The sequence below is a fragment of the Candidatus Saccharibacteria bacterium genome (genome assembly GCA_017983775.1).
Lineage (GTDB): Bacteria > Patescibacteriota > Saccharimonadia > JAGOAT01 > JAGOAT01 > JAGOAT01.
Genome location: JAGOAT010000020.1, coordinates 1 through 15,581, shown reverse-complemented (window position 1 = coordinate 15,581; position 15,581 = coordinate 1). Strand labels below are relative to the sequence as shown.

Sequence of the window (15,581 nt, the reverse complement as noted above, 5' to 3'; positions counted from 1 at the left end):
AGATATGAGGACTTTTGTTGGTGATTTGAGAGATAAATCAAGCTGGGATTTTAGCTTGATGATTATGCAGCCTGATTGCATAACTAAGGAGATATTGGTAGAGGCAGTAGCCAAAGCACGCAAGCAAGATTCATCTTTGAGCCTAGAAAAGATTAGATTTGATACGCTGGAAGAAGGCAAGGTCGTCCAGATCTTGCATATTGGTTCATTTGACAATGAGACAGATGTGATCAGGGAAATGCATGATGATTTCATCGTCAAAAATAAACTTGTTTTGACTGGTAAACACCATGAGATATATTTAAGTGACTTTAGAAGGACTGCTCCAGAAAAATTAAGAACGATCTTGAGACAACCTGTGATTGATCAATAACCCTAGTAGGACATTAGCAAGCTTAAACCCTTTCTCGAAGTATTCCTGTAGATAATATTAAGATCACAGAAGTAATGATTCCGAATATTGCATAGTAATTTTTGATTAGGTCAAGGCCAGTATCTGACAATTCGGAGAGTACACTTGGGTCATTATTCTGGGGATTGGTCGGCGGATTGGTCGGTTGGTCGTTGTTGGGAGGGCCTGTAGGGGGTTCTTCTGGTAATTCTGGATCTGGGGGTTGACTGATAGTTAGATTGAATAATTCTCCTGACCACGTCCGCAGGTCTAGGGGTATTGTATCTATAGCTACACCTAGAATTGATCCAGGCACTGCGTCTAATGGAATTGTTATCTCAAAAGAGTTTATTTCATATTCACTAGGCAGAAGACTAATATCTTGACCGGTATTGAGAGTGTTGAGATAAACAGGTATAGTATAGGTTTCTCCTGGGTATACTAGGGGTGGTAAACTCGCAGTCCGTACTACCCAATTGTCGATTAAGACAATGCCGGGGCTCTGGTTTATCAGGGCACATGGTAGCTGATTGTCTAGGGGGTTTAGGCTACATCCCCACCAGTTGGCTGGTGCCTGCAAAGAGCTAGAGCTGAGGTTGTCTATACCGATGACGTTTGATGCTAGTCTATTTTTTGTGACAAGAATATTGGAAGGAGAGCCACTAGCATTGTCCTGAGTACGCAATCCAGTATTCATGCCAATAATTTCATTATTTTGGATCAATCCAGAATCAATTTGTCCAGTGAGTTTGATACCAACTGTATCATGGTTTGAATCGGTGATATCATAACCAACTCCGCTGATCTGATTCCCTTCTATAAGTAAGTTGGAGACAGACTGACCAATACCAGGTGCATTTGGAGTCTGGATACCAATAGCAATATCGGTATTGTCTATCTCACTAAAGATATTGTTTAGGATTTCAATATTTGCGTAACCACCATTGAGGATATTTGGATAAGTTTGCGAGATTGCTACTCCCTTCCCTATGAAATTGTTATTCCCTATCAATATACTGCCGAGATTTTGCCCATTATTTGGCGAATTGGCATGACCGATAAAAACAGAAGTTGCTCCAAATGGTCCCTCATATAATTCAGAATTTGTGATCGAGATACTATTGCGCCATTCTTCAACCAGAATGCCATTACCCCTGGTGCCTGAGATATTAAGATCATCTAGGCTGATTGTTGGTTCGGGTAAAGAATTAGCCAGTCCAGAAATATAGATACCATAATCAGTTGCACTGTCTACTTCGGCAGTGCCAAGGATTTCAAGATTGGATAAATTGACTGAATAGGTATTGGGGTTTGTCACGGTAGCTCCAGAGACTACCCTAATCGGAAATCTTAAGCCGGTAGTATTTTTGCGACTTGCATTTTGAATAGTCATACCTGACAAATTGATTTCTCCGTTTCTGTGAGTAGTAATTCGAATCATTCCATCAGCACCATAGGAACCATTGGCCAGGCCACCATCAATGATAGTCTGACCCTGACCTGAGCCAATGATAGTCAGAGGCTTGTTGACGATGATCTGCAAGACACTATAGGTACCTGGGCCGATTGAGATAGTATCTCCAGCAGTGGCAGCATTGATAGCAGTCTGGATATTGTTGTAGCTACAGCCAGCCAGACAGACATCTAGGGTCGCAGCATTAGCTCTAGGTATCTTAAATGTTGGCACTGTAAGTAGCAAGAGGATGATGACACACTTGATGCAATTTTTTAACATAATCATTATTTTAGCTAATCTGATTAATTTTGGCTAGTAATGTGTTGGATTATTGATGATAAGATTATAGCTAGACTTATGATTATTAGTGAAACAATCGAAATCATGATTCCGATCATCACGCCACCAGTATGATCATCGCTGGGGCTGATCAGGATGATCATTTCAAGTAAGATTATAGTACCAATTATGATTTGAAAACAACGCTTGATGATTCTAAGAACATCAAGTGATTTGGTCGACAGTACCCTTCCCTGCTTGACATAATCAAGAAGGCGATAAGCTTGATAGATGCTGACAAAAAAGGGGATAGATCCTAGATAAACTAAGGCTAAGAAAGGGTCCTGAAGATAGATCTCAAAATTGGTGGCGGTCTGATTGACCCCTTCGACTTGAGGTTCCCAGATCAGAATAATTATAGTAACAATACCGACCAGTAGGGTGATCAGCTGTAAGAAGCTGGTAGAAAGATTGATTTTGTATTGATTGATTAGGGGCTTGATCTGCATAGCATTACTTGGGGTGAATTATTCAAAAACAAGTTTATTATAATATTCTATTGTGATGAATTCAAATGGGCGTCAAGCACCACCCCCAATGCGACGAACGATAAATCTCTGCTACTCTCCTCCTGTAGCCACCCAAATCAAAACCTGTTCGCTTGGGGGTGATAGATTATGAATCTAGAGTTATTGTTATTGTGATAAATCGTATCTATAAGCATGATGAGAAGTAGTAGTGATAGTTATATATCGTAAGATATAGTCAAAGGTAAGGTTTTGTTTTTGGCGGCCATAGTATATGATCTAGGATATGCAGAAATCCAGGACTATCAATGAGATATTTTCAGCCAAGGCTGCCATAGAGGGTGCTGGAGTTCATTTGCATAGAGGCTTTGGTAATCCAGATATTCCAAAATTTGATCCCTTTTTACTTTTTGATGATTTTAGCTCAGAAAATCCTGCTGATTATTTGCCAGGGTTTCCAATGCATCCACATCGAGGAATAGAAACGGTTACCTATGTCATAGAGGGTGAGGTTTGGCATCAAGATAGTATTGGTAATAGAGGGTCGATCCAGTCCGGTGATATTCAGTGGATGACAGCAGGATCGGGAATTATGCATCAAGAAATGCCCAAGGGTAGCAAGGGACTTAAAGGATTCCAGCTATGGGTAAACTTGCCTAGCAAACATAAGATGTCAGATCCAAGGTATCGAGGAATTCTCAGTAAGGAGATTCCAGAGGTAGCACTAGGTAAATCGGGAAGAATTAAGATTATTGCTGGAGAATTTGGTGCTACCAAAGCAACTCTGGGAGATATTTATGCCGATCCCATCTATATGGATATTAAAATTGATCGGGCAGATAGATTGGAGCTACCTTTGCCTGTTGATTATAATGTCTTTATATACGTATTTGACAACAGTCTGATGGTTGACAATCAGATAGTTAAGTCTGGTTCTGTTGCACTGTTTAATCAGGATGGTAATAGTATTGAATTTATTGTCAACTCATCTGGCGTCAGGTTTTTGATTGCTGCTGGTAAACCCATAGGTGAACCAATTGCTTGGTATGGACCAATAGTAATGAATACTGAAGACGAATTATATACCGCAGTTACTGACTTAAAGACTGGTAGATTTGTCAGGGTCTAACCACAAACAGATGGCTGTAAGCGTTGTCTATATATTTATTACCTGACTTTGATCAATAGTAGCTCTGACCCGCTATGAGTGTGCAATAGGCGGGGCTAAGAGATTACTAGGTCTAACTACGTAATAGTATAAGATTCATTCTGTACAGGTATCGATCAATTCAGGATCAAAACCGTTTTCTTTGAGATTGGTGCAGCTAAGACCATTTTGAGTTCTAATGACTTCTTCAAAGTTTGTACCATTGAGCTTGTAGTAGCCGATATAAGATAGTCCATTACAACCATTGAATCTTGCTATAGCCTGATTGTCATCAATCTGATTGTCGACAATGACTATGTTGTAATTACCCTCAGAGCAATTTTGCTTGACAAGATCAAGCATGTAGCTACCAAGCTTGGTTGGTAAGTCCACATAGGAGTAGAGATAGTCAGTTGCACCAATTGCACCATTATCTATAGTTTCAAGATTGAGATTTTGACTGATTGCAAAGGGTAACCCATAGCTATATCCTTGGCTACTAGCTTTTGTTAGTTGAAGATCCTGGATGGAGTTTTGATTATTTATTAATTGATAGTGGGCAGAAAGATCCTGATCTGAGTTGGGTGCTAGGACTACTACTCCTTGTTCAATACTAGGGCCTTGATAGGCTTGTTCTAGCGCTTGATTACTAGTTTGTTTTAGCTGATAATTACCCTCCGGGTCTTTATCAAGCTTGAGGGGGATTGATGATCTCGATTCAGTTTGTGTTAGATAAAATAAGTCAGAGTTACGATCATAGTCGATAGTACCTGATAATTCTGTTCTGTCGGTACTCAAAATTGATTTGACTTCCTCGACAGTACCGTCAGTGCCGATGACTGCTATTGTCTCAGATTGTTCGGGTCTCTGAATTCTTGAAAAGATCATCGTACCATCTTGACTAGGGTAAGCATAGGTCAAGCTTTCTTGATAGGAGGTTAGCTGGGTTGCTTGTTTGCTAACTATGTCATAGCTATAGATTTGAGAGTTGAGACTGGACTCTGATGTACCTTCAGCATTCTGGACTGAAGCACTGTAGACAATAGTATCAGAGTCCAGCCACATCAAATCTGTCCACCAGGATTGATCTACCTCCCCATGCGGTAGGTCTGCTATTTTGTTAAAATCTTTATCTACAAGTATAGAGCTGTCATTTAGCTCGATGATAAATTGTGATTGATCTGGGCTAGGAGAAACCCTAGAAGCGTTGCCCATCTTTTCAGGAAGACGATAAGTAGTCAGCTGGTCATTTTCAAGATTTTGACATTGGATAAGTCTTGGAAGGGTGATCTGACAAAGGGTATCAAGTGTGGTTTTAGTGGAGGTAATAGCTGTCTGCTCCGAATCAATTTCTGAGTCTTGATCATTGTCTTTGGTCATCAAGACCAGCCCTGCAGCGACTAAGCAAAGGATAATAATAGCAAAAATGAAATATAACCCTTTCTTTGACTTATTGTTACTTGAATCCATATTGACCTCCTAAAACTAATAATTAATTATAACTTTATTCTTATGTTTGGGGTCTGTCAACCATCTATCCTTATTAGTTACTCCCATTAGTTTTCACCTTGAATTATTCTTCTCGTCACCTTCATACTGGATCCCCCGTAAACCCTTCGGGTTTCGGAGGATGACAAGACAAGGAAGGGTTTCGGAGGATGACCCCTACGTCATCTTCGGGTTGCCCGAAGGGCAAGACCGGATATCCAGCATTATGTATTAAATGATTATTCAAATCTCAGTAGAGGTGGATCCCCCGTAAACCCTTCGGGTTTCGAAGGATGACAAGACAAGGAAAGGTTTCGGAGGATGACAAACAGACTACCGACAATACGGGGGATGACAATATAGGAAACAAAAGAAAATTTGACTATAATACTTAAAAAATGGTGGCGACTGTAGGAATCGAACCTACGACACAAGGCTCTTCAGGCCTCTGCTCTACCAACTGAGCTAAGTCGCCATGGTGGAGCATATCGGAGTCGAACCGATGACCTCCTGCTTGCAAAGCAGGCGCTCTAACCAGCTGAGCTAATGCCCCAATAGAGGGATTAATTGAAAATGGTGGGTGATAGAGGACTCGAACCTCTGACCTCCTCGGTGTAAACGAGATGCTCTAGCCAACTGAGCTAATCACCCATATTGATGATGGTGGGCGAGGAGGGACTCGAACCCTCAAGCCATATAGATTAGGCAACGGATTTTAAGTCCGTCGTGTATACCAATTCCACCACTCGCCCATACATTGATTGTTGGGTAAATTTTTTTGACTATAAAAACCTATTGATGGTATAAGTACATTTATTCCTCAAACAAATTTATAAGTTTATCAGGATTAATTGTTTGGAGGCCTGTAGCGGGATCGAACCGCTGTACAAGGTTTTGCAGACCTTTGCCTAACCACTCGGCCAACAGGCCCTATATATATCAAATTGTTAAAGAGCAGCAGGGGTAACAGGATACTGATTAATTGTACAGGATTGATAGAAGATAATCAATGCAGATGGTCTAGATCGTACTATAGGATAATAACTTACTGCGTGAGGCTACTCTTCAACCATGCTATACTGTAATTTTTATCAAGGCTTAAAGATACTTTTCAAGGTCAGGCTTCTCTAATCGGGCTAAGACTTTACCGATATCTCCACTACGATGACGATCAGCTACTAGCAAGACATCATCGCTATCTACCACCACTAAGTCTTCTACTCCAAGCAGAGCAACCAACTTGTCAGGATTAGCTTTGACTAGGCTTCTTTGGCTATCAATATCCACTACCTGACCATCCTTGTAAATTTCTTCTTGTTCATGGCGTAAGGTTTGGTAAATACTATCCCAAGTCCCAACATCAATCCATTCAAACGGCAGAAGTACCAAAGCTCCTGAGTTGAATAAGTGTTTGGTAACTTCTTCTGTAGCTCCAGATTCCATGGTTTGATAGATAGCAGTAACTTGATCAGGATCATCCAAGACTTGAGCAATTTTCATCAATGCTTGATACCAATCAGGTCGATACTGCTTGTAAGCCTCAAGCATTTTTTTGGGATAGTAGGCATTGTGATTGGTATGTGTTGAAACATTATAGTTCTGGATAAGCTTCTTGGTCGCTGCATAATCAGAGCTTCTTGGAATAAACTCACTAATCTTGTAGATATTAATCCCATTGACTTCGCTCAATTTTTCGCCCAAGGAAAGGTAATCTACACCCAAATCTGGTCTAGTCGCTTTGAGTCCACCGGTAATAAATATTTGCTCTTTTAGCAAGAGTTCTTCTATAGATTTGAGTGTGTCAAGATAGCGTTCGCTAGGTAGTCTTAGGCAGTCACTTTGGATTAAGACAAAAGGCTGATCAGGATAGTGATGGTCAAGCCAAACCATAGTAAGACCATCAGCAGGACCTCGGTTGTTTTTGAAGTCAGGCTCAAGGATAATATTTTTCTCGGGAACGGATTTGTTATCTGCCCGAACTAAATCAAGGTAACGTTCCTTCGTCTGGATAATGATATCTTCTGGATCGATTACTGTTAGTAAGGTATTGAGGTTCATCTTAAACAGAGTCTGGTCTCCGATGATATTTTGAAATTGTTTTGGCTTGGATTCTCTAGATAGAGGCCAGAGTTTTGTGCCTTGTCCACCGGCTGTGATTACGTATTTCATGGTGATATTCTAACATTGATTAAGATCTGTTACCATATCCCCAAAAGCAAAACCCATACCTTTGACTGTGTCTTACAGTACATAACTGTCACTATTATTCCTCATCATATCTACACATATGATTTATCACAATAACAACAATTCTAGGTCTATAATCTATCACCCCAAGTGAACAGGTTTTGTTTTGGGCGGCTATAGGATAGATAGCAAAGTATTATTAAAAATTATTACAGAGTAACCGTTATTTTAGACTCCAGAATGATGCATCGCTTTGTTGGTTTTTTTTGAGTATCTGAAATTAATACTAAGAATAATATCTTCCCCTCTGGTATTGTTGAATCTTGGTTTTCCTCGGAGTATTGAATACTGGATCCTCCGTAAACCCTTCGGGTTTCGGGGGATGACCCTCTACGTCATCTTCGGGTTGCCCGAAGGGCAAGACCGGAGATCCAGCATTCCGTATTATCCCAATTTGCTAGAGAGATGGATCCCCCGTAAGCTCTCCGAGCTTCGGAAGATGACAAAACAAGGAAAGGTTTCGGAAGATGACAAACAGACTACCGACAATACGGAGGATGACAAAACAAGAAATAGGAATTCACATGGTGACAGGGGGCAGAGAGATAAACTTAAAACTTAAGATTTAGGGTGGTGTCTGTCGGTTGAGGTGTATCTAGTAGATATTGAGCTATAGCAGGAACAAATGTGTTTAGACTGGTAGCTTCATCGTCTGAAAAATTAGCCAAAACAAAGTCTCGAGTCGCTTGATAGTTAGGTTTGGGGCCGATCCCTATCCGGTAACGCCAGAAATCTTCTCCAATGGTACCGATAACAGACTTGATCCCATTGTGGCCTGCCCCACTACCAGATTGACGAATCCTCAAAGCACCAAATTCAATGGCAAAGTCATCATAGACGATGGCGATATCTTGGTTGTCGAGTTTATAAAAAGCTTTGAGCTTTTGAACTGCTTCCCCGCTGAGGTTCATATAGGTAGTTGGTTTTGCTAGAATTAGATCAGAATTTTTGGCAGTCAGGCTATACTTATGGGTTGACCACTGAAGATTTAAATCTGTTGCGATCTGGTCAAGAACCATCCAGCCTAGGTTGTGACGGCTGAGTTGGTATTGTTTACCAGGATTTCCCAATCCAACAATTAGTTTCGTCATCTGGGTGGATGGTTGATAATCTTGATCGGGACACCAGTCATTTCCAGCTGGTCTCTAATTCGATTTTCTAGATATCTAAGATAGGAAAAATGAAGCTGGCTAATATCTCGACCGTAGAGTTGAATCGTCAGAGGCAAGTTGTCAACAAGCTTAGCATTGCTAAACTTGACAGTCTTATGCTCCTTGATAGTTTTTGCGGGATGCTTTTGGAAGGATTGACTGAGGATTCTATCAATTTGCTTGATACTTTTGGGTTGATGAATATTGTTCTCAACAATCTTTACTAAATCAGCCAATTTGTCCAGTCCGAGTCCAGTCTTGGCAGAGATGAAGACGATTGGAGCCCACCAGATGAATTGGAAAGACTTTGCTACTGTTTGCTTGAAAATTTCTTGTTCGATTTGATCAATCTTATCCCATTTGTTTATGATTACTATTAACCCTTTGCCAGCTTGATCAATCATCCCTGCTATCTTTTGATCCAGGTGCCCATCAGGCAGTTCTGCATCTAGGACTAGGAGGCAGATTTCAGACTGTTCAATTGCTTTTTTGGTTCTCAAGAGGGATAGCTTCTCAATTTGTTTACTGACTTTGCCACTTTTTCTAATTCCCGCAGTGTCTACCAGACTAATTGTTTGGTCTTCCACTTGCCAATTGGCTGAGATCTGGTCTCTGGTAGTACCTGCTATTTCAGATACTAGACTAACTTTATGTTTGGATAAGGCATTAAGCAGTGAGGATTTACCAACGTTTGGTTTTCCGATCAGACTGATGTTAATTTCTGATCTGGGATCACCTGATTGATTATTCGATAAAGAGTAATAGTTTGAAAGAGCTGATCTAATCTGGTCTATCCCGATGTTGTGGATAGATGAGATGGGTATCATCTCTTTAATACCAAGCTTTTGATAATTTTCGAGTCCAAGAAACTTGCTTGATATATCAGCCTTATTGACTAGTAATAGTACGGGCTTGCCACTTCTCCTAAGACGTCTAGCGAGACTAATGTCTAGCTCACTAGGTTCTACAGTTCCATCAACCACTAGGGCACATACGTTACTGTCATCAATGAGTTTATCAATCTGATCCATTGCCAATTTTGCGAGAGTATCATCCGTCTTGTCAAGGCCAGGCGTGTCGACTATCTGCCAATTTTGCTGATCAAACTCAACGGGTTGCCTGATTGGATCACGAGTGGTGTTGAGATAATCTGATTCGATTGCTAGACGCTGACCAATCATATGATTAAATAAGGTGGATTTGCCGACGTTGGTTCTACCAAATATACTAAAAGTTGCTTGTTGCATATCTTAGGATTATATAGTAATCTCAAGCTAAAACCAACTTGTTATTGCTGATAACTCTAGATATTAAATGCCGGTTACCCGTAAACCCTTCGGGTTTCGGGGGATGACCCCCCTACGTCATCTTCGGGTTGCCCGAAGGGCAAGACCGGAGATCCAGCATTAGTATTAAATGACTATCCAAATGTCAGTAGAAGTGGATCCCCCGTATTGTCCTACGGACAATCGGAGGATGACGAGACAAGGGAGGGTTTCGGAGGATGATAAAAAGAAGGGTGGATCCCCCGTAATCTCTCCGAGCTTTGGAGGATGACAGGACAAGAGAGGGTTTCGGAGGATGAAATACCCCATGTGTTAGTCACTAGCACTTAATACCTGCAAATGTTCGATCACTGAGGTTGCATCTTGATATCGGTTGTCAGAACCGAGGATAGTGATTAGGAAACTACCAGCTGAGTTTTGATAAAGCACGATTAGACACTGACCAGCCAAGGTATCGGTGCCAGTCTTGACGCCATGGACATCAGGCCTAGGAAGCAATTTGTTGGTATTAATTATTTCAAAATTTTGTCCATCATAGTTGATTATCTGGTGGGTAGTTCCAACAATTCGAGATAAGACTGGCTGATTTAGAATGGATTTTGTGAGTATTATCAGGTCATCCGAAGTAGAATAATTCTTGGGGTCATCTTGCCCATAGGGATTGGCAAAATGTGTATTAGCCATACCTAGATCAGTGGCATAGTGATTCATCTTATTGACAAATGCTTCTATAGAGCCTGCATTATAGGTAGCCAGATTGAGAGCAGCTTGATTGTCAGAAACAATTAGCATTAGTTCCAGTAGGGTTTGGACATCAGTTTTCGAATTAGCTGATAAATAATTACTGTGATAAGCACTCGGCAGATCAAGTATCTGGGTAATAACTTGTTGTGTTGGTTGATTTTCGGAGACAATAATTAGGGCGGTCATTAGTTTGGTCAGTGAAGCTATGGGCAACCTTTCTTGTTGATTGATGTCAGTAATAACTGTATTAGTATCGAGCTGGTAGACCTCAAATTGTTTGGCACTGAGCTGAGGCATGCTGAAGTCTTGCTGGACTGATCTGAAGGCATCGATATCAAAGTTGCTTGATTTGAGGCTGGCAGCATAATCTATATGCGGATTCAGGGCTGAGAAACCAAGAAATATGAGATTAAACATCAATTCAATCACTTAGGGTGCCCTTGCATAGTTTGAACAATTCGATACTGCCCTTCCCCTAGATCGCCGAGCTGGTAATCACCAATCCTAATCCTTATAAGGTCAACTACTTGATAGCCAATGGCTTGAAACATTTTGCGGATTTGGCGGTTTTTGCCAGTAATCAAGATTATTTCCACTAGGTCTGGTTTGATTGGCTTGATACCTTGGGCTTGATAGGTTTGATTGTCTATTATAATGCCTGAGATAAAGGAGGTTTTTATTGATTCAAAATCAGTAATGGTACGATCTAGCTGGACTTGGTAATACTTTAGCTTATCTTGACTTGGGTGGCTCAGGCTTTGAATAATTGAGCCATTAAGGCTAAGGATTACAAGCCCACGACTTTCCTTGTCCAGTCTTCCTGCAATTTTATAGCTGGAATACTTAGTAGGTAAAAGATCAAACAGAGTTGGTGCATCTTGAGGTGTATGACTGGATAAGTAGCCTTTAGGTTTATTTAGTAAGATTAGTTGTTTATTAGGCGAGCTGACTTGGTAAGTTGCTGAATTGGTCGGAGTTTCCAAGATATCACCAGCCAATACTTGATTGACAGGCTGGGCTAATCTACCATTGATCCTGACTTGATGAGAGAGAATTAGTTGATCAGCTTTACGTCTAGAGTTGGCAAGGCCTAGTTCGACTAGGGCTTTGTTAACTCTGAGTGAAGGCTGATGGTGGGACACCGTTGATTGAATTATTTAAGACTCCCATTGCGGTTTCTACTACATCCTCAAGGGTGACTTGAGATTTGACAAGATAAGCTGATACTCCGAGTCTATCACCCCGTTGACGGTCTTGTTCTGAGCTTAGTGCTGTCATCATGATTACTTTCACCTGTTCGAGACCTGGAGTCTGTCTAAGTATGTCGAGCACATCAAAACCTGAGATTTTTGGCATCATCACATCTAGAATTATAAGGTCTGGCTTGATACTTGTAGCCATAGTCAAACCTTCTTCCCCATCGCTAGCAACGAAAACCTCAATCTCTTCTGCGCTGAGCCTAGCTGAGTACAAGTCTCGTAAGTTGATGTCATCCTCTACCAATAATACTTTTGTCATAGTTTTCTCCTTTTACTTTTATAAATTTATCTTACCATATTTGTTGGATTATTTTGCAAATATTCAGGTATTTTGGCTTGGTTTGCATCTTTGGCAAGTGGTAGAGAAAAAGAAAAAATAGTCCCATGTTGATCCGGAGTTTGGATAGAGCTGACCCAGATTCTTCCCCCAAATTTTTCGATGATATTCCTAGCAATATAGAGCCCTAGGCCAGTACCACCAATCTCTCTAGTAAAGCTATTATTGACTCGATAAAATTTCTGAAAGAGATGCTTTTGATCCTCTGGACTAATACCAATCCCGTCATCCTCAACTTCTACTAGACAGTAGTCAGGCGTAACTTTGCTTCTAATTGTTACTCGTCCATGGTTACTGAATTTTATTGCATTATCAACGAGATTAGAGACTACTTCATTGATCTTATCCTGATTGGCACGAATAGGTGCACTTGGGGCTAGTGTATTCTCGGCACCATTGCCACCAAAGTCAAGAATTAGTTCTACCGCCTTAGATTGAGCAATAGTTTGCATTTCTTCAAATACCTTCTTGAGAATCTTATTGAGATTAACAATCTCAAGCTGGCCGATATTGGCATTGTCATCAATCTGAGTGGTACTAAGTAGATCTTTAAATAAACTACCTAGATGGAGGACTGATTGGTGGGCTTTATCTAGGAATTTGCGAGCTCGGTCATCAATTGTCGCAAGCTTTGGATTGAGGGCTAGGGAGAGATTGCCCTCGATGGCAGTTACTGGTGTGCGCATTTCATGGGAGGCGGTTGAAATAAATTCATCCTTTTCCCTTTCAGTGGCTTTTTGTTCACTAATATCTCTGATGATTGCAATTACACCATTGATATTTTTATTGGTATCAAAACTTGGCGCAGCCGAGATAGATAAATCGATTCTTTGTTGAGTTTTATCAAATAGATAGATATCTGAATCCCTGATTACCTTGGCGGTAGCTAAAACTTTGTAGAAGGGTGAGGTTTCTTGCAACTGATTACCAGATTGATCATAGAGAATGAGTATCTGGCCTATATTTAGTCCCCTAGCCTGGCTGAGATCCCAACCCGTAAGCTTCTGGGCTGCTGGATTCATCAGCGTAACACCTAATTGATTGTCAACACTAATTATTGCGTCAGCGATTGAGTTGACTACTAAGCCTTGTGATACTGCATCACTATTGATCCGATTTCTGAGTGCCATAAGATACCAATTGCTCTTCTTGAGTTGCCAGGCAAGATAAACTCCAGCAGTGCTATAAAGAGCAATTCCTAGGCCTAGGGCAATAAGTTGCAAATATTGATTATCACTTAGGTCAATTATCTGAAGATCAGTGACGGTAATCCCCCAACCAATCCAAAAGAAAGTAAAGCCACTAAGCTCAAAATAGTTTGGAGTGCGTGGATAGACAAACCAATAATAAATTGTGCCAAGCATAATCCAGCTCAGTAGTAAAATGCCAATAATACTCAGTGGGCCCTCTCTATTGAGTAAAAGAATAAAATTAAGACCACCCAGTCCTGCCAGAACTATTCCCGAATAAATCAGTACAAATGGATTATATTTTTGATTTTGCACGCTAGTAATAGTTAAGCATAACTGGCTTGATCAATCAAGCAGTCGTAAAATACCACCCCAAATGCAACTAACAGTAAATCTCTGCTACTCTGATCCTAGCATGATCAGGGTCTTGATTGTAGTACTCAATCAACTAAGCAGTAGTCATCATACTGGGTAAACCCATATGTCAGCGTCTATTGATATAGTGATTAGTATACTGGTTTGTTTGTAACTGTAGGTCAATAAGGTTATTGGGAAACAGATCCCCCGCTAGAGTCTATATACTCAAGCAATAATCGTTGTAAGGTAGTCGGGTCACTATAAAGCTTTATAACCTTACTAATGAAGGGTATCTTTGTATTGGGCTCTAGGTCTGTAATCTTTGTATTAATATCCCTCGAGGCTCGATAGCCAAGGATCCTGTCTATTCGCTTATCCCGCTCCCAAGAACTTAAGTCTTTAAGCCCACGGATCCGCTTAGACACCTCTTCTATGGTGATATTGGGGTTATTTGAGGCTCGATTGACAAGGATCTCGGCTATGTGCCAATCCCGCTCCCAAGAACCTAAGTATTTAAGCTTACGGATCCGCTCAGATACCTTTTCTATGCGGATACTGGGGTCATTTGAGGCTCGATTGACAAAGATATTGGCTATTTCCCAATCCTGATCCCTAGGAGTTAAGCCTCCAAGCCCACGGATCCGCTCAGATACCTTTTCTATGCGGATACTGGGGTCATTTGAGGCTCGATTGACAAAGATATTGGCTATTTCCCAATCCTGATCCCTAGGAGTTAAGCGTTCAAGCCCACGGATCCGCTCAGATACCTCTTCTATGGTGATACGGGGGTCATTTGAGGCTCGATTGACAAGGATCTCGGCTATTTTAAAATCCTGATCCTTAGGAGTTAAGTCTTTAAGCCCACGTATCTGAGTAAATACGTCTTCTATGCGGATATTAGGATCGGATAATTGAATTTCCAAGATCTCTCTTACTATTATTTGTTTTTGATATTCAGTAAGGTTCAGGCTATTCTTGATATGATCAATTGCGTCTTGATACCTTGAGGCACTGGTTAATATGGCTGCATAGTATAAGGGATCCAGTTCTTCTAGCTCTGGGTGCTGATAAAGGAACTCATCAAACCACTTGGAAGTTGGAGTTGATGATTCAGGATTGTAGGGGTCTGATGATAGTAGATATTCCATCACCTTAACCGCGGAAGACTCTGGGGTGTTGGCTACTGCTTCTAGTACTGCTTTTTGTACTGCTTCTTGTAATAAGGCAAACCTTTGGTTTGTCTCATGCTCAGCTATAGATTTAGGGTCGATGAACCCTTTGAGTTCATCAGGGTTGGCATGAAGGAACTCAGCAAGTTCTCGAATAGAATCTAGTACTGGATGCTCAGGTTTAATTGATTCTTCTAGTTCACCAGTCAGTGCTAGGTATAATGCTGCTTGAGCACATTTTCGAAGTATTTCAAGATATTGAAGCTGATATTCTGTGATATCTTCTTCAGAAGCTACGGAATCTAGTCCATGCTCCTCAAAAGGTTTTGGGGGGGTATCCATAGCTATAGCTCTAAGGATATTCCTAATCAAATTATTTAGCCGTTCACGGGTAGGATTTAATGCTTCTGTACTAGTATTCTCGACAATTTCCTGTGTCATTTTGAGTTTTCTCCTAAATTTAGCTATTTTTAACAAAAGAACTAACTTTATTATTCTTTTAGTGTTTGCCTCAAATTGATTCGTTTTTGTTTCGAGTTTACTATATCTTAAC

The 15,581-nt window shown here is 40.7% G+C and carries 14 protein-coding genes and 5 tRNA genes; 3 read left to right on the top strand and 16 right to left on the bottom strand.

Translation table 11 applies throughout. From position 1 onward, the window contains the following. A partial coding sequence (locus tag KA531_02990) for a GyrI-like domain-containing protein (GenBank protein MBP6005837.1) occupies window positions 1-373 on the top strand: 373 nt, incomplete at its 5' end. A 22-nt stretch (window positions 374-395) separates the two neighbouring features. On the opposite strand, the gene KA531_02985 is transcribed toward KA531_02990, so the two are convergent. Then, complete coding sequence (locus KA531_02985) at window positions 396-2,126, bottom strand: hypothetical protein (protein MBP6005836.1); 1,731 nt, start codon at window positions 2,124-2,126, stop codon at window positions 396-398. Between the two features lie 23 nt (window positions 2,127-2,149). Continuing rightward, window positions 2,150-2,635, bottom strand: coding sequence for a DUF2975 domain-containing protein (locus KA531_02980; GenBank protein MBP6005835.1), 486 nt, complete (start codon window positions 2,633-2,635; stop codon window positions 2,150-2,152). Window positions 2,636-2,939: 304 nt separating this feature from the next. On the opposite strand from KA531_02980, the gene KA531_02975 reads away from it, so the two are divergent. Beyond that, window positions 2,940-3,782 carry a pirin family protein gene (locus KA531_02975; GenBank protein MBP6005834.1) on the top strand — a complete coding sequence of 281 codons (843 nt, stop codon included), beginning with the start codon at window positions 2,940-2,942 and terminating at the stop codon, window positions 3,780-3,782. Between the two features lie 135 nt (window positions 3,783-3,917). Here the strand turns inward: KA531_02975 and KA531_02970 are convergent, their stop codons facing one another. The 7 genes from KA531_02970 to KA531_02940 form a co-directional block, all read right to left on the bottom strand. Further along, a complete protein-coding gene (locus tag KA531_02970; protein MBP6005833.1) occupies window positions 3,918-5,270 on the bottom strand; it encodes a hypothetical protein in 1,353 nt (450 codons plus the stop codon). A 417-nt stretch (window positions 5,271-5,687) separates the two neighbouring features. Continuing rightward, window positions 5,688-5,763 (bottom strand) — tRNA-Phe (locus tag KA531_02965). A 1-nt stretch (window position 5,764) separates the two neighbouring features. Then, window positions 5,765-5,841 (bottom strand) — tRNA-Ala (locus tag KA531_02960). Window positions 5,842-5,862: 21 nt separating this feature from the next. Further along, window positions 5,863-5,939, bottom strand: a tRNA-Val gene (locus KA531_02955). Window positions 5,940-5,949: 10 nt separating this feature from the next. Then, window positions 5,950-6,040 (bottom strand) — tRNA-Leu (locus KA531_02950). A gap of 104 nt (window positions 6,041-6,144) precedes the next feature. Beyond that, window positions 6,145-6,218, bottom strand: a tRNA-Cys gene (locus tag KA531_02945). Between the two features lie 168 nt (window positions 6,219-6,386). Then, entirely contained in the window at window positions 6,387-7,457 is a 1,071-nt protein-coding gene (locus KA531_02940; protein ID MBP6005832.1) for a hypothetical protein, read from the bottom strand. 472 nt (window positions 7,458-7,929) lie between these two features. Between KA531_02940 and KA531_02935 the strand changes: the two genes are divergently transcribed. Continuing rightward, window positions 7,930-8,097 (top strand): hypothetical protein, encoded by a 168-nt coding sequence (locus KA531_02935; GenBank protein ID MBP6005831.1) that lies wholly within the window; start codon window positions 7,930-7,932, stop codon window positions 8,095-8,097. On the opposite strand, the gene KA531_02930 is transcribed toward KA531_02935, so the two are convergent. The 7 genes from KA531_02930 to KA531_02900 form a co-directional block, all read right to left on the bottom strand. Next, on the bottom strand, window positions 8,087-8,626 hold the full coding sequence (locus KA531_02930; GenBank protein MBP6005830.1) for an aminoacyl-tRNA hydrolase: 540 nt from the start codon (window positions 8,624-8,626) through the stop codon (window positions 8,087-8,089). The two genes, KA531_02935 and KA531_02930, sit on opposite strands and share 11 nt — an antisense overlap. Next, window positions 8,623-9,933: a ribosome biogenesis GTPase Der gene (gene der, locus KA531_02925; protein MBP6005829.1), complete on the bottom strand. Its 1,311-nt coding sequence runs from the start codon at window positions 9,931-9,933 to the stop codon at window positions 8,623-8,625. Before der ends, KA531_02930 begins: the two co-directional genes overlap by 4 nt. A gap of 351 nt (window positions 9,934-10,284) precedes the next feature. Further along, on the bottom strand, window positions 10,285-11,133 hold the full coding sequence (locus tag KA531_02920) for a D-alanyl-D-alanine carboxypeptidase (protein ID MBP6005828.1): 849 nt from the start codon (window positions 11,131-11,133) through the stop codon (window positions 10,285-10,287). An 8-nt stretch (window positions 11,134-11,141) separates the two neighbouring features. Continuing rightward, complete coding sequence (locus tag KA531_02915; protein MBP6005827.1) at window positions 11,142-11,858, bottom strand: rRNA pseudouridine synthase; 717 nt, start codon at window positions 11,856-11,858, stop codon at window positions 11,142-11,144. After that, the gene (locus tag KA531_02910) at window positions 11,827-12,234 is read right to left on the bottom strand and encodes a response regulator (protein ID MBP6005826.1); all 408 of its coding nucleotides are present in this window, start codon (window positions 12,232-12,234) and stop codon (window positions 11,827-11,829) included. The genes KA531_02915 and KA531_02910 overlap by 32 nt, the downstream gene beginning before the upstream one ends. A gap of 26 nt (window positions 12,235-12,260) precedes the next feature. Further along, window positions 12,261-13,817, bottom strand: a complete 1,557-nt coding sequence (locus KA531_02905; protein ID MBP6005825.1) for a HAMP domain-containing histidine kinase — start codon at window positions 13,815-13,817, stop codon at window positions 12,261-12,263. A 230-nt stretch (window positions 13,818-14,047) separates the two neighbouring features. Continuing rightward, a partial coding sequence (locus tag KA531_02900; protein ID MBP6005824.1) for a hypothetical protein occupies window positions 14,048-15,581 on the bottom strand: 1,534 nt, incomplete at its 5' end.